This is a genomic window from Labedella populi, from assembly GCF_004078655.1.
GTDB lineage: Bacteria > Actinomycetota > Actinomycetes > Actinomycetales > Microbacteriaceae > Labedella > Labedella populi.
The window spans coordinates 959,095-980,029 of the sequence record NZ_RZNC01000001.1; the positions used below are offsets into that span (position 1 = coordinate 959,095).

Here is a 20,935-nt window from a genome sequence, read left to right on the forward strand (position 1 = left end):
CCCCATGGCGATGATGGATCGCGAGCGCTTCCCGGTCGACCCGTGGAAGCTCGTCGAGAAGAAGTTCGACGTCGAGTCGGCGGGCCTCACCGAGACCCTCTTCTCGATCGGCAACGGCTACCTCGGGATGCGCGGGAACAACGCGGAGGGTCGCAAGGCCCACGAACACGGAACCTTCATCAACGGCCTGCACGAGACGTGGCAGATCCGGCACGCCGAGCAGGCATACGGCTTCGCCGAGGTCGGTCAGACCATCGTGAACGCTCCGGACGCGAAGGTCATGCGCCTCTACGTCGACGACGAGCCGCTCTCGCTCGACGAAGCCGAGCTCCTCGACTACACCCGCACGCTCGACTTCCGCTCCGGCGAACTCTCCCGCGAGCTCCTCTGGTTCACGCCCGCCGGCAAGAGGGTGCGCGTCAAGACCACCCGGATGGTGTCGTTCGTCGAGCGACACCTCGCCCTCCTCACGATGGAGGTCACCGTGGAGGACGCCGACGCCCCGGTGACGATCTCGTGCCAGATGCTCAACCGGCAGGACGGCGAGGACGAGTACGGCGGAGCGCCCGGGCGAAGTGGCAAGACTTTCGATCCGCGGAAGACCGACAAGATCTCCGACCGCGTCCTCATCCCCGGCGAGTACTGGCAGGACGGCGGGCGGAGCGTCCTCAGCTATCGTGTCGCGAACTCAGGGATGACCGTCGCCGTGGCCGCCGATCACACGATCGACACCGACAACGACTACGTGCACCGCACCATCATCGAGCCGGACATCGCCAAGAACGTCTACCGGGTCCAGGCGAAGGCCGGGGTTCCGATCAGCATCACGAAGTTCGTGAGCTACCACTCCTCGCGGGGGGCGCCGACGCGTGAGCTCATCAACCGCTGCCGGCGGACGCTCGACCGTGCGCGCTCGGAGGGGATCGCCGCCCAGAGCGACAAGCAGCGCGATTGGCTCGACACCTACTGGCGCGCGTCCGACGTCGAGGTGGACGGGCAGCCCGAGATCCAGCAGGCCGTGCGCTGGAACCTCCTGCAGCTGGCCCAGGCCGCCGCGCGCGCCGATGGGCTCGGCATCCCGGCGAAGGGCCTCACCGGGAGCGGCTACAGCGGCCACTACTTCTGGGACACCGAGATCTACGTGCTCCCGTTCCTCAGCTACACGACGCCGCTCTTCGCGCGCAACGCGCTCCGCATGCGCGAGCAGATGCTTCCGGCCGCGCGCAAGCGGGCCGCCCAGCTCAACGAGGACGGCGCGCTCTTCCCGTGGCGGACCATCAGCGGCGAGGAGGCCTCGGCCTACTACGCGGCGGGCACCGCGCAGTACCACATCAACGCCGACGTGACGTATGCGCTCGCGCGATACGTCCGGGCGACGGGTGACACGGAGTTCCTCCACCGCGGCGCGATCGACATCGCCGTGGAGACCGCACGGCTCTGGGCGACGCTCGGGTTCTGGCGCATTGTGGACGAGGACACCGAGACCTTCCACATCCACGGCGTGACCGGGCCGGACGAATACACGACCGTCGTGAACGACAACCTCTTCACGAACGTGATGGCACGGTTCAATCTGCGTTACGCGGCGCAGTCGGTGCGCGAGCTCGAGCAGTCGGACCCGCAGGGTTATGCGCTCCTGATCGCCCGACTCGCGCTCTCGGACTCGGAGATCGAAGAGTGGGAGCGCATCGGCGCGTCAATGGCGATCCCCTATTCAGAGGCGCTCGGCATCCATCCGCAGGACTCGCTGTTCCTCGACCGCGAGGTGTGGGATCTGGCGAACACGCCGAAGGACCAGATGCCCCTCCTGCTCCACTTCCACCCGCTCGTCATCTACCGGTTCCAGGTACTCAAGCAAGCGGACGTCGTGCTCGCGTTGTTCCTGCAGGGGGACGAGTTCACGCACGAGGAGAAACTCGCCGATTTCGAGTATTACGACCCGCTGACGACCGGTGACTCGACTCTCTCGGGCGCCGTTCAGTCGATCATCGCGGCGGAGATCGGCTACCAGGACCTCGCGCTCGACTACTTCCACGACTCGCTCTTCGTCGATCTCGCCGACCTCCACAACAACGCGGCGGACGGCGTGCACGTCGCGTCGGCCGGAGGAGTGTGGAGTTCGCTCGTCAGTGGTTTCGGGGGCATGCGCGACTACGACGGACGGCTCTCGTTCGACCCGCGGCTGCCCGCCGAGTGGACGAAGCTCGCCTTCAACCTCATGTGGCGCGGAAGCAAGCTCGTCGTCCGGCTGCGGCCGAATGAACTGAGCGTCACGGTCGTCGAGGGGGAGGCGGTCGAGCTCTCGGTCCGTGGCACCTCCTACACGGTCGAGCCGGGCGCCGAGCTCGTCGTGTCGCTGCGCGATCAGGGCCCGCGGATCCCGGGGAAGCCCACTCAGCGGATCCACTCGCGGGCGCGCCGCGACGACGGCACCCTCATGACCGCGAGCCTCCCCGTCGTGAGCAACCTCGTCCAGGAGGACGACCTCGAGGGAGACTCCTAGGGGCCGGACGGCTCCGCCGGGCGTCCGTGCGATGGCGGAAACGAGCAGCGATTCACCGCTTCGGCGCGCTATGTAACGAGTCTGTTGCGAGAAGCTCCCCTGGTCCGGGACGGATCGTCACATTGGGTAACCTGTGTGCATCCGTCCCCGCCGTCCTGCCGGGGACTTCTTTCTGGAGGACATCTTGACTATCACTACCCGACGGGCCACGGTCTCCGGTCTCGCGAGCCTCGGCGTCATCGCGCTCCTCGCCGGCTGCGGCCAGGCGCCCGAGGAGAGCGGCACCGGCGGCGGCGACGCGGCTTCCGACTTCACTCCCTGCATCGTCTCCGACGCCGGTGGCTTCGACGACAAGTCGTTCAACCAGGCGAGCTTCGAGGGGATCACGAAGGCCGCCGACTCGCTCGGCACCGAGGTCGTCGACGTCGAGTCCGAGACCGAGGACGACTACGCCCCGAACATCACGAGCCTCGTCGACGAGGGCTGCAACCTCATCGTCTCCGTCGGCTTCGCACTCGCCGAGGCGACCGGTGCGGCCGCCGAGGCCAACCCCGACGTCGAGTTCGTCATGCTCGACGACAACTCGATCGAGGCCGACAACGTCAAGCCGATCATCTACGACACGGCCCAGGCCGCGTTCCTCGCGGGCTACGCTGCAGCCGACACGACCGAGACCGGCACCGTCGGCACCTTCGGCGGCATGCAGTTCCCGACCGTCACGATCTTCATGGACGGCTTCGCGGACGGCGTCGCGTACTACAACGAGCAGAAGGGCACCGACGTCCAGGTCGTCGGCTGGGACGTCGACGCGCAGACCGGTTCCTTCACCGGTGGCTTCGAGGCGAACGACACCGCCAAGCAGCTCGCGACGACGCTCATCAACCAGAACGCCGACATCCTGCTGCCCGTCGGTGGTCCGATCTTCATCAGCGCCATCGAGGCCATCCGCGACTCCGGCAAGGACGTCAAGATGATCGGTGTCGACGCCGACCTCTACGAGACGTACCCCGAGGGCAAGGAGTTCTTCCTCACGTCGATCCTCAAGCAGATGTCGACGGGTGTCGAGGACGTCGTGACGGAGGCCGGCAACGGTGAGTTCGACAACACGCCGTACGTCGGAACCCTCGAGAACGAGGGTGTCGGCATCGCACCGTTCCACGACTTCGAGGACGCCGTGAGCGAGACGCTGCAGAGCGAGCTCGACGAGATCTCCGCCGGCATCGTCGACGGATCCATCGAGGTCACGTCGCCCGCTTCGCCCGCCGCCGAGTAACAGCAGCGGAGCATCACCCCCAGCGTCGGGAGGCCGGTCGGATCGACCGGCCTCCCGACCACGTGAGACGACAGCGGGAGGCCAGCCGCTCGGCTGGCCTCCCGCTGTGTCCGGCTTTAGGATCATCGAATGCAACTCGAACTCCGCGGGATCACCAAGCGCTTCGGCGCTCTGACCGCGAACGATCACATCGATCTCGTCGTCGCCCCCGGCGAGATCCACTGTCTCCTCGGGGAGAACGGTGCCGGCAAGTCCACTCTGATGAACGTGCTCTACGGCCTCTACCAGGCCGACGAGGGCGAGATCCTGCTCGACGGCGCCGTCCAGCACTTCGACGGACCCGGCGACGCGATGCGCTCCGGCATCGGCATGGTCCACCAGCACTTCATGCTCATCCCCGTATTCACCGTCGCAGAGAACGTCATGCTCGGGCACGAGCAGACGAGCTTCGGCGGACGACTCGACCTCGACGCCGCGCGGAAGCGCGTCCGCGAGATCTCCGACCGTTTCGGGTTCAGCGTCGACCCCGATGCGATCGTCGGGGACCTGCCCGTCGGCGTGCAGCAGCGCGTCGAGATCATCAAGGCGCTCTCGCGCGACGCCCGCGTCCTCGTCTTCGACGAGCCGACGGCCGTCCTCACTCCACAGGAGACCGACGAGCTCATGGCGATCATGCGACAGCTGCGCGACGAGGGCACGTCGATCGTCTTCATCACCCACAAGCTCCGCGAGGTCCGCGAGGTCGCGGATCGCATCACCGTCATCCGGCTCGGCAAGGTCGTGGGCGAGGCCGCCCCGACGGCGAGCAACTCGGACCTCGCCGCCCTCATGGTCGGACGAGCCGTCGAGCTCGTCGTCCAGAAGCAGCAGGCGCGTCCCGGGCCCGCGTCCCTCGTCGTCGAGAACCTCGATGTCATCGACCCCAACGGCCTCAAGGTCGTCAACGACGTGAGCTTCACCGTTCATGAAGGCGAGATCCTCGCGATCGCCGGGGTCCAGGGCAACGGCCAGACCGAACTCACCGAGGCGATCATGGGTCTGCAGCCGCGTGTGAACGGCCGCGTCAGCCTCGGCGGCCAGGTCCTCACGGGTCTGAGTGTGCGCCGCGTGCTCGACGCCGGAGTCGGTTTCGTGCCGGAGGACCGGACCGAGGACGGCCTCGTCGCCGAGATGACGATCGCCGAGAACCTCATGCTCGACCGTTCCCACAGCGAGCCGTTCGTCGCCCGCGGCTCCCTGCGACTCGAGCACCTCGACGGCTTCGCCGAGGAGAAGAAGAAGGAGTTCGACATCCGCGCCCAGTCCATCTCGACGCCGGCCGGCCGGTTGTCCGGAGGGAACCAGCAGAAGGTGGTCCTCGCTCGCGAGATGAGCCGTGATCTGAGACTCCTGATCGCCGCCCAGCCGACGCGGGGTATCGACGTGGGGTCGATCGAGTTCGTGCACAAGCGCATGGTCGAGACGCGCGACGCGGGAATCCCCGTCATCGTCGTGTCCACCGAACTCGACGAGGTCGTCGCCCTCGCCGACCGCATCGCCGTGATGTACCGCGGCTCGATCGTCGGCATCGTTCCCGGCGACACGCCCCGCGACGTCCTCGGCCTCATGATGGCCGGCGAACGCCCCTCGGAGGTCGCCGCGTGAGCGGCGGTACGCCGGCACCGGCGACCACGACGGAGCAGACCGCCGACCAGCCTCGGGCGAATGCGATCCTCAAGGAGATCGTGAACGGGAACGTGCTCATCACGGTCCTCGCCGTCCTCCTCGCGCTGCTCATCGGCGGCGTCCTCATCGCTCTCACGAACGAGGACGTCCAGACCGCCGCCGGCTACTTCTTCAGCCGACCGCAGGACACCCTCCTCGCGGTATGGAACGCCGTGTCGGGAGCGTACGTCGCGCTCTTCCAGGGCTCGATCTACAACTTCCGCCGCGACGACTTCCTCACGGCGATCCGCCCGCTCACCGACACGCTCACGTATGCGGCGCCGCTCATCGTCGCGGGCCTCGGAGTCGGTCTCGCCTTCCGGGTCGGAATGTTCAACATCGGTGGACGCGGCCAGATGCTCATCGCCGCCGCGGCCGCCGGATGGGTCGGCTTCTCCTTCCACCTCCCGTGGGGCATCCACCTCATCGTCGCCGTGATCGCGGGCATCGTCGGCGGCGCGCTCTGGGCCGGGATCGTCGGCCTCCTCAAAGCGCGTACGGGCGCCCACGAGGTCATCCTGACGATCATGCTCAACTACGTCGCCTTCTACCTCGTGGCCTACATGCTGAGGACGCCCGGCCTGCTGCAGGCGCCCGACCAGGTGAACCCCAAGTCGCCGCCGATGCTCGAGACGGCGATCTTCCCGCCGCTGCTCGGACCGGCGTACAAGCTTCACGTCGGCTTCATCATCGTGATCCTCGCGACGGTCTTCGTGTGGTGGCTCCTCAACAGATCGAGCCTCGGCTTCCGCTTCCGCGCGGTGGGTGAGAACCCGAACGCCGCGCGCGTCGCCGGAATGGACGTCAAGAACATCTACGTCTACGCGATGCTCGTCTCGGGAGGACTCCTCGGGCTCGCCGGCGTGATGCAGGTGCTCGGCACCGTCCCGACGGGCTTCAGTTCCGGGATCGACGCCGGCATCGGTTTCGATGCGATCACAGTCGCTCTCCTCGGTCGATCCAAGCCGTGGGGGATCTTCGCCGCCGGCGTCCTCTTCGGAGCGTTCAAGGCCGGCGGCTACGCGATGCAGGCGTCGCAAGGCGTCCCGGTCGACGTCGTCACGATCGTGCAGTCGCTCATCGTCCTCTTCATCGCCGCACCTCCGCTCGTGAGGGCGATCTTCTTCCTGCCGGACGGCAGCAGGAGACGCCGCCGCACCACGCCGATCGTCACGAAGGAGGTCGAGGCCAAGTGAGCGCGACCATCACGCCCGATGCGACTCCCGTGTCGGTGACCCTCGAGTCGACGGAGATCCGCAGCTGGAAGGCGCCCATCGCGCTCGCCGTCTTCGTCGTCGTCGCGGTCGTCCTCTTCGTCGTGCTCGGCCGCGACGGGGCCACGACGTTCCGGCTGTCGAGCGACTCGGACGTCGTCCAACTCGCCGACTGGGTCCTCCCGGCCCGTCCCACCGGTATCACGGTGACGGTGCTGCTCGCGCTCCTGACCGTGGTCGTCGTCGCCCTCACGACGATGGGGAACCGGTTGAGCGCACGTGCCCGGCGGATGGTGCTCGCAGCGTCGATCGTCGCGTTCACCTTCCTGTTCCTCCTCGGCTTCCTGACCTGGGCGGCGGCTGGGGCAGCGATCCCCGTCACGGGTCTCCTCCTCGGCACGGTGTCCCTCAGCGCCCCGCTGATCTTCGGGGCGCTCGGTGGCGTCATCTCCGAGCGCGTCGGCGTCGTGAATGTCGCCATCGAGGGCCAGCTGCTCGCCGGGGCCTTCTGCGCCGCACTCGTCGCCTCGGTCACGGGCAATCCCTTCGTGGGGCTCGTCGCCGCGATGATCGCCGGCGTGCTCGTGAGCTTCGTGCTCGCCGCGTTCTCGATCAAGTACCTCGTCGACCAGGTGATCGTCGGCGTCGTGCTCAATGTGCTCGTGCTCGGTCTCACGTCGTTCCTGTACTCCACGGTCCTGAGCGTCGACACCGCGGCCCTCAACACCGCTCCGCGCTTCCCTCGCTTCCCGATCCCGGTGCTGAGCGACATCCCGGTCATCGGCCCGGTGCTCTTCCGCCAGACGCTCATCGTGTACCTCATGTACATCGCCGTGGTCGCCGTGTACATCGGGCTCTTCCACACCAAGTGGGGACTGCGGCTGCGCGCCGTCGGCGAGCACCCGCAAGCGGCCGACACGGTCGGCATCCGCGTGAACCCCACCCGGTTCTGGAACGTGTCCCTCGCGGGGGCGGTCGCGGGGCTCGGTGGCGCGTACTTCACGCTCGATTCGGTATCGAGCTTCGGGAAGGACATGACCGCGGGAGCGGGCTTCATCGCGCTCGCCGCGGTGATCTTCGGGCGGTGGAACCCCGTCCGTGCCACGTTCGCGGCACTGCTGTTCGGCTTCGCGACGAATCTCCAGAACGTGCTCGGTGCGATCGGCTCGCCCGTGCCGAGCGAGTTCATGCTCATGCTGCCGTACGTCGTCACCGTCCTCGCGGTGGCCGGTCTCGTCGGCTACGCCCGCGGCCCCGCCGCCTCAGGAAAGCCCTACATCAAGTCATGACCGACGTCTCGAACGCCCCTCAGCCCGCCGGTACCGACGACACCGATTGGGACGCTCTGCGCGCGGTCGCCGACGAGGCGATGCGGAAGGCCTACGTGCCCTACTCGATGTTCCCGGTGGGGGTGGCCGCGATCGTCGACGACGGTCGTGTGATCTCCGGCTGCAACGTCGAGAACGCCTCCTACGGTCTGACGCTGTGTGCCGAGTGCGCCCTCGTGTCGACCCTGCACCTCACGGGCGGCGGGAAGCTCGTCCGCTTCACGTGCGTCGACGGCGACGGGAACATCCTCATGCCGTGCGGGCGCTGCCGCCAGTTGCTGTTCGAGCATGCAGCCCCCGGGATGCTCCTCGAGACGGTCTCGGGTGTCCGCACGATGGACGAGGTCCTGCCGGACGCGTTCGGCCCGAGCACCCTCGACGCCTACGCCCGCTGACCCCCGCGCCGTCCGCGCGGACGCCGGCGCGTCTCGGCGCGTTGGCCGGAAAGGAACATCCATGAACGTCACCGTCACGGACGGCCAGGCCGTCGAGGCCTTCGACGTCGTCGACCTCATCCGAACGAAGCGCGACGGCGGGGAACTCGCCACCGCGGAGATCGACTGGCTCATCGAGGCCTACACGCGTCGCTACGTGGCCGACGAGCAGATGTCCGCGCTCGCGATGGCGATCCTCATCCGCGGCATGAGCCGCCGCGAGATCCGCGACATGACTCTCGCGATGATCGCGTCGGGCGAGCGGATGGATTTCTCGGGGCTCGGCAAGCGCACGGTCGACAAGCACTCGACGGGCGGTGTCGGGGACAAGATCACCTTGCCCCTCATGCCCCTCGTCGCGTCGTTCGGCGTCGCCGTTCCACAGCTCTCCGGGCGTGGCCTCGGCCACACCGGTGGGACCCTCGACAAGCTCGAGAGCATCCCGGGCTGGCGCGCCGACCTCACGAACGAGCAGATGTTCGCTCAACTGCGCGATGTCGGCGGGGTGATCTGCGCCGCCGGCAGCGGTCTCGCCCCCGCGGACAAGCGCCTCTACGCCCTCCGCGACATCACGGGGACGGTCGAGGCCATCCCACTCATCGCATCGAGCATCATGTCGAAGAAGATCGCGGAGGGCACCGAGGCGCTCGTCCTCGACGTCAAGTTCGGCTCCGGCGCCTTCATGACGGACTTCGACAAGGCCGAGGAGCTCGCTCGCACCATGGTCGAACTCGGAACCGATGCCGGCGTCGCCACGTCGGCGCTCCTCACCGACATGAACGTCCCGCTGGGCCTCGCGATCGGCAACGCGAACGAGGTACGCGAGTCGGTCGAGGTGCTCTCAGGAGGCGGGCCCGCCGACATCGTCGAGCTCACCGTCGCACTGGCCCGGGAGATGCTCGCCCTCGTGGGCCAGCCGGACGCGGACGTCGAGGCGGCGCTCGCCGATGGCCGCGCGATGGACTCGTGGCGCGCCGCCATCTTTGCGCAGGGCGGCGACCCGGATGCGCCGCTGCCCGTCGCGCGCGAGACGCACACGGTGACGGCGGACCGCTCCGGCGTGCTCGCTCGCCAGGACGCCCTCCCGTTCGGCATCGCGGCATGGCGCCTCGGCGCCGGACGTGCGCGTCAGCAGGATCCGGTACTGCACGCCGCCGGCATCGACCTGCACGCGAAACCGGGCGACGAGGTCGTGGAAGGGCAACCGCTCTTCACCCTCTCGGCCGACGACGACTCACGGTTCGAGCGCGCCCTCGCCGCCGTCGAGGGCGCGTGGGAGATCGCACCGGCCGGTACGGTCGTCGAGAGCGGCCCACTCGTGCGGCAGCGCATCGGCTGATCCGCTGGAGATCCGCCCTGGCGCGTGATCGACGTCGCGGTACGCTGATGCAGTGAGCACGAGCGACGACGAATTCTTCTCCGACGGCATCGACCTGCGGGACCTTCCGAAGGTGTCCCTGCACGACCACCTCGACGGCGGACTCCGCCCCCAGACGATCATCGACCTCGGGCGGGAGATCGACCTCGACCTCCCTGCCGCCGACGCCGATTCCCTCGCCGACTGGTTCGTCGACTCGTGCTCGGCGGGCAACCTCCCCGACTACCTCAAGACGTTCGATCTCTCGATCGCCGTCATGCAGTCCCGCGAGGGACTCCGGCGGGTGGCGCGCGAATTCGTCGAGGACCTCGCCGATGACGGAGTCGTCTACGGCGAGATCCGCTGGGCGCCCGAGCAGCACCTCCGCGGCGGACTCAGCCTCGACGAGACGGTCGAAGCGGTGCAACAGGGCATCGACGAGGCGATCGACGACGCCGCCCGGACGGGTCATGACATCCGCGTGGGACAACTCGTCACCGCCATGCGGCACGCCGATCGCGGCCTCGAGATCGCCGAGCTCGCGGTCCGGCACCGGGACCGCGGCGTCGTCGGGTTCGACATCGCGGGAGCAGAGGCGGGCTTCCCGCCCAGCCGCCAGCGCGTGGCCTTCGACTTCCTCGCCTCCGAGTACTTCCCGGTTACGGTGCACGCCGGCGAGGCCGACGGCCTCGAGTCGATCCGTGGAGCGCTCTTCGACGGACGGGCCCTCCGGCTCGGACACGGCGTCCGCCTCGCGGAGGACATCACCATCGAACGCAGCGACGACGAGAACGTCTACGTGTCGCTCGGGCGGCTCGCCCAGTGGGTGAAGGATCGTGAGATCACGCTCGAGCTCAGTCCATCGTCGAACCTCCAGACGGGCGCCATCGAGCGCTGGGGCGACGAGATCGAGGACCACCCCTTCGACCTCTTGTACCAGCTGGGGTTCCGCGTCACGGTCAACGTCGACAACCGTACGATGAGCGCGACGAGCCTCACTCGCGAGCTCGCACTCTTGAGCGACGCCTTCGCGTACGACCTGGGGGACCTCGAGGCCTTCCAGCTGAACGCCGCGGCCGCCTCGTTCCTGCCCCTCGAGGAGCGTGAGGACCTCGCGGAGCGCATCTCGGCCGGATTCGACGACGTGGAGAATCGCGCCCGCTGATCGATCCGGAACGGCCTCCACATGCTGAGGAAACGCTCGGCCGCCGAGCGGTACTCTGGAGGCGACGAGCCACTCGTCAGCCACCCCGACCTCAGGATCCGCCGATGCCGCTGCCTCCGCTCACCGAAGCCACCGTCCGACTGGGCGTATCGGCGGCGGACTGGCGCGCGGCCGTGCGGCTCTCGGGTGACGTGCTCGTCGCTTCGGGATCGGTCAGCCGCGGTTACCCGCAGCGCATGGTCGACGTCATCGAGGAGTTCGGCGCGTACGTTGTGATCGCCCCAGGGCTCGCCCTGGCGCACGCGCGGCCGGGCGCCGACGTCGTCGAGAACGGCTTGTCGCTCGTCACGCTCGAGAGTCCCGTCTCCTTCGGTCACGCACACAACGATCCCGTGCACGTCGTCATCGGGATCGCCGTCACGACGGCAGACGTGCACGTGACGGGCATCGCCGACCTCGCGAATGCGTTCAACGATCCGGACCTGGTCCCGGCGCTGAGCGCCGCGACAGACGCGACAACGGCGATCGGGCTCATCGAATCGGCTACGGCGAGGGGAGCGGTATGAAGATCGTCGCGATCTGCGGGGTCGGTGTGGGGACCTCGGGAATCCTGAAGGTGAACGCCGAGAGGGCGCTCGCTCGACTCGGCATCGAGGCGGACGTCACGGCCTCCGACGTCGGATCGCTCGCGATCACGGCCACGGATGCACAAGTCATCCTCACCTCGCCGGAACTCGTCGACAAGATCCCACCGACGTGGGCCGACATCGTCGTGATCGACAACTACGTCGACCATGCCGAGATCGAGAAGAAGCTGCTCGAAGCCCTCGGCTGAGGGAGTCGGGGATCAGGCGCCGACGAGTTCGGAGACCCCCGCTCGGAGGGCGGCGAGTCGGGCCTCGGCCTCGTCGACGCGGTGGGCGAGGTCGCCGTCGGTGCTCGAGACGTCGATGTAGACCTTGAGCTTCGGCTCGGTACCGCTCGGGCGCACCATCACGCGGGACCCGTCGACGAGACGGAGACGGAGCACATCACTCGGAGGCAGAGCGCCGAAGCCGCCCGACAAGTCCTCGATCCGCTCGACGGCGATCCCCCCGACCGCCCGCGGCGGCTCCTCGCGCAACCGTCTCATCGTCGCTCCGATCTGTGCGACATCCGAGACGCGGACCGAGATCTGGTCGCTCGCGAAGTGACCGAAGGTCTCGCTGAAGCGCTCGAGGTGCTCGGCGACGCTCGAGCCGTCGGCCGCGAGCTGCGCGGCGAGATCGAGGAACGCGACGGCCGCCGAGATGCCGTCCTTATCGCGGACGGTCTCCGGATTGACGAGGTAGCCGAGTGCCTCCTCATAGCCGAAGATCAATCCGGGAGCGCGGGAGACCCACTTGAAGCCGGTGAGCGTGTCGGCGAATTCGAGCCCGTACTTCTCCGCGACCGCGGCGAGCGCCGGGGAGGAGACGATCGAGCACGCGAGCGTCCCCTCCGGGGCGCCGTCTCGGGGGGCCGCGAGCGACTCTGCCGCGCGCCAACCGAGGAGGGCGCCCACCTCGTTACCGGTGAGTCGCCGGTAGCCGCTCCCGCTCGCCGGGTCCGGGATCGCGACCGCGAGCCGGTCGGCATCGGGGTCGTTGGCGATGATGAGGTCTGCTGCGTGCTCACGCGCGGTCTCGTAGGCGAGATCGAGCGCGCCCGGCTCCTCCGGGTTCGGGAACGACACGGTCGGGAAGTCGGGGTCCGGGTGGACTTGGGCCGCAACCGTCACGGGCGACGCGAAGCCCGCCGCCTCGAAGACGCGGGACGCGGTCTCCCAGCCCACGCCATGCATGGCCGTGTAGACGACCGTGGGCTGGACGCTCGGCTGTGCCGACGCGACCTGCGCCGTACGGGAGACGTAGGTGTCGATGACGCTCTCGTCGGCGACCTCGTAGTCCGTGGAACGGGCCAGGCCGACGATCGATCCCGCCGCGACCGCGTCGATCGACTCGGCGATCTCCGCGTCGACCGGGGAGATGATCTGGGAGCCGGCATCGCGGTCGCCGAGGTACACCTTGTAGCCGTTGTCGCGCGGCGGGTTGTGACTCGCCGTCACCATCACGCCGGCGCTCGCGTCGAAGTGGCGGACGGCGAATGCGAGCACCGGGGTCGGCAGCAAGCGGGGGAGGAGGATCGCGCGAACACCGGCACCCGCCATGAGCTCCGCGGTGTCCTCGGCGAAGACCCGCGAGTTCTTGCGGCCGTCGTAGCCGATCACGACGGACGGCTCGTCGCGGCGCGCGATGAGCCAGTCGGCGAGACCACGGGCGGCCTGGGCCACGAGGACGCGGTTCATCCGGTTGGGCCCGGCGGCGAGTTCCCCGCGGAGGCCCGCGGTGCCGAAGGCGAGTCGTGAGTCGAACCGATCCGACAGGACCGCCTCGGCGCCCGGGCGTGCGTCCTCGACGGCCTCGATGAGGCCTCGGAGCTCGGCCCGGGTCTCGTCGTCCGGATCCTGGTCGAGCCACGCCCTCGCTCGCTCGACGAGCCCGGCGCTCACAGGCGCTCCACGACGCGCGCGAGCAGGTCGCTGATCACGGGCTCGGCGGCGCGGCCGGCCTCGATGACCTCCTCGTGGCTGAGCGGGGTCTTCTGGATGCCTGCCGCGAGATTGGTGATGAGAGAGAGCCCGAGGACCTCCATGCCGGCCTGTCGCGCGGCGATCGCCTCGAGCGCCGTCGACATCCCGACGATGTGGCCGCCGATCGCCTTCGCCATCTGCACCTCCGCGGGCGTCTCGTAGTGCGGGCCGCGGAACTGGCAGTAGACGCCCTCGTCGAGCTCCGGCGCCACCTCCCGTGCGATGCCGCGCAGCCGAGACGAGTACAGGTCGGTGAGGTCGATGAAGGTGGCGCCCTCGAGGGGGGAATCGGCCGTGAGATTGATGTGGTCGCTGATGAGGACCGGCGTCCCCGGCGTCCACGTCTCCTTGATGCCGCCGGCTCCGTTCGTGAGGATCATCGTGGTCGCGCCCGCAGCGGCGGCCGTGCGGACGCTGTGCACGACGCGGCGCACCCCGTGACCCTCGTAGTAGTGCGTGCGGGCGCCGATGACGAGGGCGTGCTTCCCAGAGGGGAGTCGGACGGAGCGCAGTGTGCCGACGTGGCCGACGAGGGCGGGCTTCGAGAAACCGGGGATCTCCGTGGCGGGGATCGTCGCGACGGTCTCGCCCATGAGCTCCGCCGCTCGGCCCCAGCCGGAGCCGAGGGTGAGGGCGATGTCGTGCCGCGCGACGCCGGAGATCTCGGCGATGCGCTCGGCGGCCTGAGCCGCGACGGTGAAGGGATCGACGCCCGGAGCGTCCAACGGATTCGACGAAGAGTCAGCCATCCCTCCACTCTAATCGGGCGTGCGAGTCGGACCCGATGCCACGACGGACCCGGGACGGCGACGTCGGCGTGTGATCCGGGTGCGAGGCCGCTTCCGCGAATTGGTGCGGGTCGTCCCGCACTGAGAGAATCGACGCATGGCTTACGAGTTTGAGCGGAAACAGCGGATCGCCGTACTCGGCGGGGGGCCCGGCGGGTACGAAGCGGCGCTCGCGGGAGCACAGCTCGGTGCCGAGGTCACGGTCGTCGAGCGCGTCGGTGTCGGCGGTTCCGCCGTCATCACGGACGTCGTACCGTCGAAGTCCCTCATCGCGACGGCCGAGGCGGCGATCGCCGTCCGGGAGTCCTCCGAGCTCGGCGTGCAGTTCTACGGGCGCACGGGCGACGGGAAGCCCGTGCGCCCCGAGGTCGCCGTGAACCTCGCCGCCGTCAACAAGCGTCTCCTCGGCCTCGCGCGGCAGCAGTCGGAGGACTTGCGTTCCAATCTGCTCGAGAACGGCGTCCGGATCGTTACCGGTGAGGGTCGTCTCGACGGACGTGACGCCGTGATCGTGTCGACCGAACCGGGTGGCGCGGGCACCGACTTCGACCGCATCGAGGCCGACACGGTCGTCGTCTCCGTCGGCGCGAGCCCGCGCATCTTGCCGACGGCGATCCCCGACGGTGAACGCATCCTCACGTGGACGCAGCTGTACAACCTCTCCGCGATCCCCGAGCACCTCGTCGTCGTCGGTTCGGGCGTCACGGGCGCCGAGTTCGCGTCGGCCTACCGGGCGCTCGGCTCGGAGGTCACACTCGTATCGAGCCGCGACCAGGTCCTCCCCGGCGAGGACGCCGATGCCGCCGCCGTCATCGAGCGCGTCTTCAAGCGCAACGGCATGACGGTACTCGCGAAGTCGCGGGCCGAGTCGGTCGTCCGCTCGTCCTCCGGGGTCGTCGTGACGCTCTCGGACGGACGCACCGTGGAAGGCAGCCACTGCCTGATCGCGATCGGAGCGGTTCCCAACACCACGGGGATCGGGCTCGAGGAGGCGGGGGTGCAGCTCTCCGAGAGCGGCCATGTGCGCGTGAACCGGGTCGCTCGCACCTCGGTCCCGAACATCTACGCGGCGGGTGACTGCACCACGTTCCTCCCCCTCGCATCGGTCGCGTCGATGCAGGGCCGGACGGCGATCTTCCACGCCATGGGCGACGCGGTGACGCCGACGGAGCTGCGGAACGTGTCGGCGAACATCTTCACCCAGCCGGAGATCGCGACGGTGGGGTGGACGCAGAAGCAGATCGAGGACGGCATCGCTCAGGGCGACATCTACAAGCTCCCGCTCTCGTCGAATCCCCGGGCCAAGATGATGGGGATCAAGGACGGTTTCGTGAAGCTGTTCGCGCGAACCGGATCCGGGACGGTCATCGGCGGGGTCATCGTGGCGCCGAAGGCCTCGGAGCTCATCTTCCCGCTCGCCCTCGCCGTCGAGCACCGGCTCAATGTCGACCAGGTCGCACGCGCCTTCGCGGTATACCCCTCGCTCACCGGAAGCATCACGGACGCCGCCAAGGCTCTCCACATCGTCCTCTAACCCCCCTGAACACTTCCTATGTGCACGAATTTCTAAGCACATAGGAAGTGTTCATGATGGGGAGCGGCGAACGGTCGGAAGACCTGCTTGTCGGAGGATCGCGGCGAGTCGACCGACGCCGGTGACGTCTCGGTGCTCCCACCGAGCGAACCCGACACTCATCCGTCGAAGGACGTTCTCGCGATTCTTCTCGGCGATGACGGCCTGGCGAGCGTCTTCGCCATCGGGGGATGGCGCGGCGCCGTATTTGATCCGGCCGTCCGCCTCACCGATTACACCGTAGTCGGGCCACCAGAAATCGACCTTCGCGCGGAAGCTGTCGGGGCCCCTGAACTCCTTCTGCAGTTCTGGTTCAGCGAAGCCGGCCTCCATGATGCGAACCCGACTGAACGATTCGAGTGGCGAGTCGGCGAGAGGTGTGGCGAACGCGACCGCAGCGGCCGCTCGCCGTGAGCCCGGCACGCCCTGCATTCTCCCGGCGGCTTCTCGTAGCTCATCGCGAGTGGTCGCCGGGCCTCCGTCACGCCCGGCATACAACGCACTGTCCATCGTCACGACCGCTTCCGCGAAGGGGACGATCAGTGCGATGTCGACGGCGGTCTGAGCGACGGTCGTGACCGAGAAATCTCCGGTGTGAACCGTCTCGTGACGGTCGGCGTTTCCCGTGTGGCGGCGGAAGGCGCCGGATGATCGCGCCGCCCTGTTATCCACGAGGATGTCGACGGTCGCGGGCCAGCGTTGCCAGATGTTGAGACCCCAGTAGGCGGCGGCGGAAAAGTGGCTGAGGGTCGGATCCGAGTGGAGGCGCTCGAGCGAGGCCAGGACTCGAAGGCGGTGGCGGCGAAGTGGCGGGAGTTCGCGCCAGACGCGGCTGTCGACATACGCTCCGGGTGCGACCGAGAGGAGGTCACCCTTTCGGAGTGAGCGATCCAGATCGCTGATCGAGTCCCCCCGAGCAATGCGGTCACGGCGGCGAGTGATGAGAGAGTCGTCTTCCATCCGAAGAGGATGCGCTGGTCGGCACCGCCGCCGGACTCGCTCAGTGCCGTCCGGCGGAGGGGCGTGGGCACGAGCGGCTTGGGGACGACGCACCCTTACCCGCATGAACACTTCCTATGTGCTCGAATTTTCGAGCACATAGGAAGTGTTTAGGGGGGTTAGGGGAGGGGGAGGGAGAGGAGGCGGTGGCCCGCCGAGACCGTCGTGCCAGCCGGGGCGTCGAGGTTCGAGACGGTGCCGTCCTTCGGGGCGGTGATCGGCTGCTCCATCTTCATGGCCTCGAGCACGAGGAGGAGATCACCCCTGACGACGGCCTGCCCCTCCTCGACGGCGACCTTGACGATCGTCGCCTGCATCGGCGCCTTGACGTCGTCGCCCGTCGCCGCGGCGGACGCGCCACCGGACGAGCCGCGCCGCGGCGGAGGCGTCGCGCTGCGACCGCGCGGACTCGATGCCGGCAACAGAGCATTCGGCAGGTTCACCGCGAGTCGCTTCCCGGAGACCTCGACGACGACGGTGTGGCGTTCGGCCGGTGGCAGCGCCTCCTCCAGCTCACCGTTCCACGGCTCGATCTCGCCCGCGAACTCGGTCTCGATCCAGCGCGTGAAGACTCCGAAGTCGCCGTCCTCCGCCATGAAGGCGGGATCGCGGACGATGAGCCGGTGGAACGGCAGGACCGTCGGCAGTCCTGACACCTCGAACTCGTCGAGGGCCCGTCGGCTGCGTTCGAGCGCCTGCGCGCGATCCCGGCCCGTCACGATGATCTTTCCGAGCAGAGAATCGAAGGCGCCGGAGATACTGTCGCCCGCCGTCACACCGGAGTCCAGGCGGATGCCCGGGCCACCGAAGGTCTTGAAGACGTGGATGGGACCCGGCTGGGGCAGGAATCCGCGCCCCGGGTCCTCCCCGTTGATCCGGAATTCGATCGAGTGCCCGGTGGGGACGGGGTCGTCGTAGTCGAGGACGCCGCCCTCGGCGATACGGAACTGCTCACGGACGAGGTCGATGCCCGTGACCTCCTCGGACACCGGGTGCTCGACCTGCAACCGCGTGTTGACCTCGAGGAAGGACACCGTGCCGTCCTGCCCGATGAGGAACTCGCATGTCCCGGCGCCGAGGTAGCCGACTTCCCGCAGGATGGCCTTCGACGCCCGGTACAGCTCGGCGTTCTGCTCCTCCGTCAGGAACGGAGCGGGCGCCTCCTCGACGAGCTTCTGGTGACGGCGCTGCAGAGAGCAGTCGCGCGTCGACACGACGACGACGTTCCCGTGGGCGTCGGCGAGGCACTGCGTCTCGACGTGGCGGGGCTTGTCGAGGTACTTCTCGACGAAGCACTCTCCCCGGCCGAAGGCCGCGATCGCCTCGCGCGTCGCGGACTCGAAGAGCTCCGCAACCTCGTCGCGTTCGCGCGCGACCTTGAGACCGCGCCCCCCGCCGCCGTAGGCGGCCTTGATCGCGACGGGGAGGCCGTGAGCATCGACGAACTCGAGCACCTCGGATGCGTCGGCGACGGGGTTGAGCGTCCCCGGCGCGAGAGGGGCGCCGACCTTCTCGGCGATGTGGCGTGCCGACACCTTGTCGCCGAGCTTCTCGATCGCGTCGGGGGATGGACCGATCCACGTCAGACCGGCGCCCTCGACGGCTCGGGCGAAGTCCGCGTTCTCCGCGAGGAAGCCGTAACCCGGGTGCACGGCGTCCGCTCCGGATCGACGGGCCACACTCAGGAGCTTCTCGATGACGAGGTACGTGTCAGCGCTCGTGGTCCCCTCGAGCGCATACGCCTCGTCCGCGAGTCGGACGTGCAGAGCGTCCCTGTCCTGATCTGCGTAGACGGCGACACTGCCGATTCCGCTGTCTCGAGCTGCGCGGATCACACGGACCGCGATTTCTCCCCTGTTGGCGATGAGGACCTTCGTTATGCGTGGCACAAGAGTCGAGTCTATTGGGACGCCGGAAGACGTCTGTGAGGAACATACACAAAATTGGCCGAAGGATACGTGGGAAGCCACTAAAGCCATCGGACACGGCCGGACTACGCCTCCCCGGAACGCCGGGAACGCGCCGTCGCTCAGAGCGCGCCGCGTCGGTTCCAGAGCGCCGTCCACTCATGGCCCGAGGCACGGACGAGTCGGCGGAGGGTCGGGAGGGAGAGACCGACGACCGTTGAGGGGTCGCCCGACACGGACGAGATGAAGGGCGCGCCGAGACTGTCGATCGTGAACGCGCCCGCGACGGCGAGGGGCTCACCGCTCGCGACGTACGCGTCGATCTCGTCATCCGAGACGTCGTCGGCGAACGTCACCGCGGCCTCGGCGGCCGCTCCGCGCGCTCCGTGGACGACACCCGCGACCGGGTCGACGTCGATGAGCCAGTGGCCCGAGTGGAGGACCCCGGTCCGGCCGCGCTGCATGAGCCAGCGCTCGCGAGCGCGCTCGGGAGTGTGCGGCTTGCCGTGCAGCGTGCCGTCGAGTTCGAACATCGAGTCGCCGCCGAGGACGAGTCCCCGTTCCCGTCCCGCCGAGAGGACACTCTCCACGACGGCTTCGGCCTTCTCCCGGGCGAGCAACGAGACCGTCTCGGCGGGAGACAGCACGCGGTGCCGCGACGCTTCGGCGAGAACGGCGTCCTCATCCACCGCCGAGGGCAGGACAACGGGTTCGATGCCGCTCGACCGGAGGAGGGCGAGGCGCGCGGGCGACGTGGAGGCGAGGTACAGCAGCACGGGGAGGTCCTCTCGCGCACGGGCGTGTGTCATGCTCGAACGCATGGCAGACGCACCGGACATCGTGGATCTGACGATCACCAACGTAGCCCACGGCGGGGTCTTCGTCGCCCGCCACGAGGGTCGAGTGGTGTTCGTCCCCGACACGCTCCCGGGAGAGACGGTGCGCGCGCGGCTCGTCGACACTCGGAAGAAGAGCTTCTGGCGCGCCGAGGCGCTCGAGGTGCTCGACGCGTCCGCCGACCGGGTCGACCACGTGTGGTCGGCGTCCGCGATCGACCGTGATCCGGCCGACCGGGCCGGAGGCGCCGAGTTCGGTCACATCGCGCTCCCGCGCCAGCGGACCCTGAAGGCCGACGTCTTGAGCGACGCCCTCGTCCGGTTCGGCGGTCTCGACGCGGACTCGCCGTTCGTCCGCACGGTCGTCGAGCCGACGGCGGGCGACGACGACGGGAACGGCCTGCACTGGCGCACTCGTGTGTCCCTGCACGTGGACGGCGAGGGGCGCGTCGGTCCCTATGCCGCCCGTTCCCACCGCGTCATCACCGTCGAGGACCTGCCCCTCGCGACCTCCGAGGTCGCGGCGGCCGCTCCTCTCCGCGAGCGCCTCGACGGGGCGACGACGGTGGACGTCGTCCTCTCCGCCGACGGGGTCCTCGTAGCGGTGGACGGTGCCGCCCGTACCGGGGCCGTTCACGAACGTGTGGGGGAGCGCACCTTCTCGCTCGAGCCCCTCGGTTTCTGGCAAGTCCACCGCGAGGCGGCGGTGCTGCTCTCGTCGGCGGTGTCGTCGGCCGTCGACGCCGGACGATTCGATCCGGCTGCCCCGAACCTCGACCTCTACGGCGGCGTCGGCCTGTTCGCCGCGACGCTCGCCGACCGTTTCGGCCGGGGTGTCCGGGTGACGACGGTGGAGGCGGAATCGTCGGCGACCGACCACGCCGCCGAGAACCTGTCCGACGTGGTCGGCGCCCGGGCCGTCACGGCCCGCGTTGATCGGTTCGTCCGCTCGATCGGCGCCGAACGCGACGTCGCCCGCTACCGAGCGGCCACGATCGTCCTCGATCCGCCGCGCTCGGGCGCGGGCACCGCCGTCGTCGGCGAGCTGGCCGCGCTGCAGCCGGCCCAGATCATCTACGTCGCGTGTGATCCGGTGGCGCTCGCGCGGGACACGAAGGCATTGCGGGCGTCGGGTTACGAGCTCGACTCGCTGCGCGCCTTCGACCTCTTCCCCCATACGCACCATGTCGAGGCGGTCGCCGCGTTCACACGCACCGGGGACCGCCCCTCCTGACGCTACGAT

Annotated in this window: 17 protein-coding genes; 12 read left to right on the forward strand and 5 right to left on the reverse strand. The window is 68.7% G+C overall.

The window, feature by feature from the left end; translation table 11 throughout:
• The first annotated feature begins 10 nt into the window (after positions 1-10).
• The 10 genes from ELQ92_RS04610 (at position 11) to ELQ92_RS04655 (ending at position 11,813) form a co-directional block, all read left to right on the forward strand.
• Positions 11-2,503: a glycoside hydrolase family 65 protein gene (locus ELQ92_RS04610; protein WP_128498037.1), complete on the forward strand. Its 2,493-nt coding sequence runs from the start codon at positions 11-13 to the stop codon at positions 2,501-2,503.
• 184 nt (positions 2,504-2,687) lie between these two features.
• Positions 2,688-3,776, forward strand: a complete 1,089-nt coding sequence (locus ELQ92_RS04615; protein WP_128497763.1) for a BMP family lipoprotein — start codon at positions 2,688-2,690, stop codon at positions 3,774-3,776.
• Between the two features lie 129 nt (positions 3,777-3,905).
• Entirely contained in the window at positions 3,906-5,420 is a 1,515-nt protein-coding gene (locus ELQ92_RS04620; RefSeq protein WP_128497764.1) for an ABC transporter ATP-binding protein, read from the forward strand.
• On the forward strand, positions 5,417-6,676 hold the full coding sequence (locus ELQ92_RS04625; protein ID WP_128497765.1) for an ABC transporter permease: 1,260 nt from the start codon (positions 5,417-5,419) through the stop codon (positions 6,674-6,676). The genes ELQ92_RS04620 and ELQ92_RS04625 overlap by 4 nt, the downstream gene beginning before the upstream one ends.
• Positions 6,673-7,983 (forward strand): ABC transporter permease, encoded by a 1,311-nt coding sequence (locus ELQ92_RS04630; RefSeq protein ID WP_128497766.1) that lies wholly within the window; start codon positions 6,673-6,675, stop codon positions 7,981-7,983. Before ELQ92_RS04625 ends, ELQ92_RS04630 begins: the two co-directional genes overlap by 4 nt.
• The gene (locus ELQ92_RS04635; RefSeq protein ID WP_128497767.1) at positions 7,980-8,417 is read left to right on the forward strand and encodes a cytidine deaminase; all 438 of its coding nucleotides are present in this window, start codon (positions 7,980-7,982) and stop codon (positions 8,415-8,417) included. The genes ELQ92_RS04630 and ELQ92_RS04635 overlap by 4 nt, the downstream gene beginning before the upstream one ends.
• Positions 8,418-8,478: 61 nt before the next feature.
• The gene (locus ELQ92_RS04640; protein ID WP_128497768.1) at positions 8,479-9,795 is read left to right on the forward strand and encodes a thymidine phosphorylase; all 1,317 of its coding nucleotides are present in this window, start codon (positions 8,479-8,481) and stop codon (positions 9,793-9,795) included.
• Positions 9,796-9,847: 52 nt separating this feature from the next.
• A complete protein-coding gene (locus tag ELQ92_RS04645) occupies positions 9,848-10,978 on the forward strand; it encodes an adenosine deaminase (protein ID WP_128497769.1) in 1,131 nt (376 codons plus the stop codon).
• A gap of 104 nt (positions 10,979-11,082) precedes the next feature.
• Positions 11,083-11,544 carry a PTS sugar transporter subunit IIA gene (locus ELQ92_RS04650; protein WP_128497770.1) on the forward strand — a complete coding sequence of 154 codons (462 nt, stop codon included), beginning with the start codon at positions 11,083-11,085 and terminating at the stop codon, positions 11,542-11,544.
• The gene (locus ELQ92_RS04655; protein WP_128497771.1) at positions 11,541-11,813 is read left to right on the forward strand and encodes a PTS sugar transporter subunit IIB; all 273 of its coding nucleotides are present in this window, start codon (positions 11,541-11,543) and stop codon (positions 11,811-11,813) included. The genes ELQ92_RS04650 and ELQ92_RS04655 overlap by 4 nt, the downstream gene beginning before the upstream one ends.
• A gap of 12 nt (positions 11,814-11,825) precedes the next feature.
• On the opposite strand, the gene ELQ92_RS04660 is transcribed toward ELQ92_RS04655, so the two are convergent.
• A complete protein-coding gene (locus ELQ92_RS04660) occupies positions 11,826-13,508 on the reverse strand; it encodes a phospho-sugar mutase (RefSeq protein WP_128497772.1) in 1,683 nt (560 codons plus the stop codon).
• Entirely contained in the window at positions 13,505-14,338 is an 834-nt protein-coding gene (locus tag ELQ92_RS04665; RefSeq protein WP_128497773.1) for a purine-nucleoside phosphorylase, read from the reverse strand. The genes ELQ92_RS04660 and ELQ92_RS04665 overlap by 4 nt, the downstream gene beginning before the upstream one ends.
• Positions 14,339-14,474: 136 nt before the next feature.
• Between ELQ92_RS04665 and ELQ92_RS04670 the strand changes: the two genes are divergently transcribed.
• The gene (locus tag ELQ92_RS04670) at positions 14,475-15,911 is read left to right on the forward strand and encodes an NAD(P)H-quinone dehydrogenase (RefSeq protein ID WP_128497774.1); all 1,437 of its coding nucleotides are present in this window, start codon (positions 14,475-14,477) and stop codon (positions 15,909-15,911) included.
• A 51-nt stretch (positions 15,912-15,962) separates the two neighbouring features.
• On the opposite strand, the gene ELQ92_RS04675 is transcribed toward ELQ92_RS04670, so the two are convergent.
• The 3 genes from ELQ92_RS04675 to ELQ92_RS04685 form a co-directional block, all read right to left on the reverse strand.
• On the reverse strand, positions 15,963-16,910 hold the full coding sequence (locus tag ELQ92_RS04675; protein ID WP_128497775.1) for a hypothetical protein: 948 nt from the start codon (positions 16,908-16,910) through the stop codon (positions 15,963-15,965).
• Between the two features lie 158 nt (positions 16,911-17,068).
• Complete coding sequence (locus ELQ92_RS04680; protein WP_128497776.1) at positions 17,069-18,838, reverse strand: acetyl/propionyl/methylcrotonyl-CoA carboxylase subunit alpha; 1,770 nt, start codon at positions 18,836-18,838, stop codon at positions 17,069-17,071.
• A gap of 140 nt (positions 18,839-18,978) precedes the next feature.
• Entirely contained in the window at positions 18,979-19,665 is a 687-nt protein-coding gene (locus ELQ92_RS04685; RefSeq protein WP_128497777.1) for a Maf family protein, read from the reverse strand.
• Positions 19,666-19,675: 10 nt separating this feature from the next.
• Here ELQ92_RS04685 and ELQ92_RS04690 point away from each other — a divergent pair, with 10 nt between their 5' ends.
• Positions 19,676-20,926: a class I SAM-dependent RNA methyltransferase gene (locus ELQ92_RS04690; RefSeq protein WP_128497778.1), complete on the forward strand. Its 1,251-nt coding sequence runs from the start codon at positions 19,676-19,678 to the stop codon at positions 20,924-20,926.
• The last annotated feature ends 9 nt before the right edge of the window (positions 20,927-20,935 follow it).

What these genes read in the sequence shown, in the direction of transcription:
- ELQ92_RS04610 (WP_128498037.1), top strand. Translation starts at nt 11, where the DNA reads ATGATGGATCGCGAGCGCTTCCCGGTCGACCCGTGGAAGCTCGTCGAG.
- ELQ92_RS04620 (WP_128497764.1), top strand. Translation starts at nt 3,906, where the DNA reads ATGCAACTCGAACTCCGCGGGATCACCAAGCGCTTCGGCGCTCTGACC.
- ELQ92_RS04635 (WP_128497767.1), top strand. Translation starts at nt 7,980, where the DNA reads ATGACCGACGTCTCGAACGCCCCTCAGCCCGCCGGTACCGACGACACC.
- ELQ92_RS04640 (WP_128497768.1), top strand. Translation starts at nt 8,479, where the DNA reads ATGAACGTCACCGTCACGGACGGCCAGGCCGTCGAGGCCTTCGACGTC.
- ELQ92_RS04650 (WP_128497770.1), top strand. Translation starts at nt 11,083, where the DNA reads ATGCCGCTGCCTCCGCTCACCGAAGCCACCGTCCGACTGGGCGTATCG.
- ELQ92_RS04655 (WP_128497771.1), top strand. Translation starts at nt 11,541, where the DNA reads ATGAAGATCGTCGCGATCTGCGGGGTCGGTGTGGGGACCTCGGGAATC.
- ELQ92_RS04665 (WP_128497773.1), bottom strand. Translation starts at nt 14,338, where the DNA reads ATGGCTGACTCTTCGTCGAATCCGTTGGACGCTCCGGGCGTCGATCCC.
- ELQ92_RS04670 (WP_128497774.1), top strand. Translation starts at nt 14,475, where the DNA reads ATGGCTTACGAGTTTGAGCGGAAACAGCGGATCGCCGTACTCGGCGGG.
- ELQ92_RS04675 (WP_128497775.1), bottom strand. Translation starts at nt 16,910, where the DNA reads ATGGAAGACGACTCTCTCATCACTCGCCGCCGTGACCGCATTGCTCGG.
- ELQ92_RS04685 (WP_128497777.1), bottom strand. Translation starts at nt 19,665, where the DNA reads ATGACACACGCCCGTGCGCGAGAGGACCTCCCCGTGCTGCTGTACCTC.
- ELQ92_RS04690 (WP_128497778.1), top strand. Translation starts at nt 19,676, where the DNA reads ATGGCAGACGCACCGGACATCGTGGATCTGACGATCACCAACGTAGCC.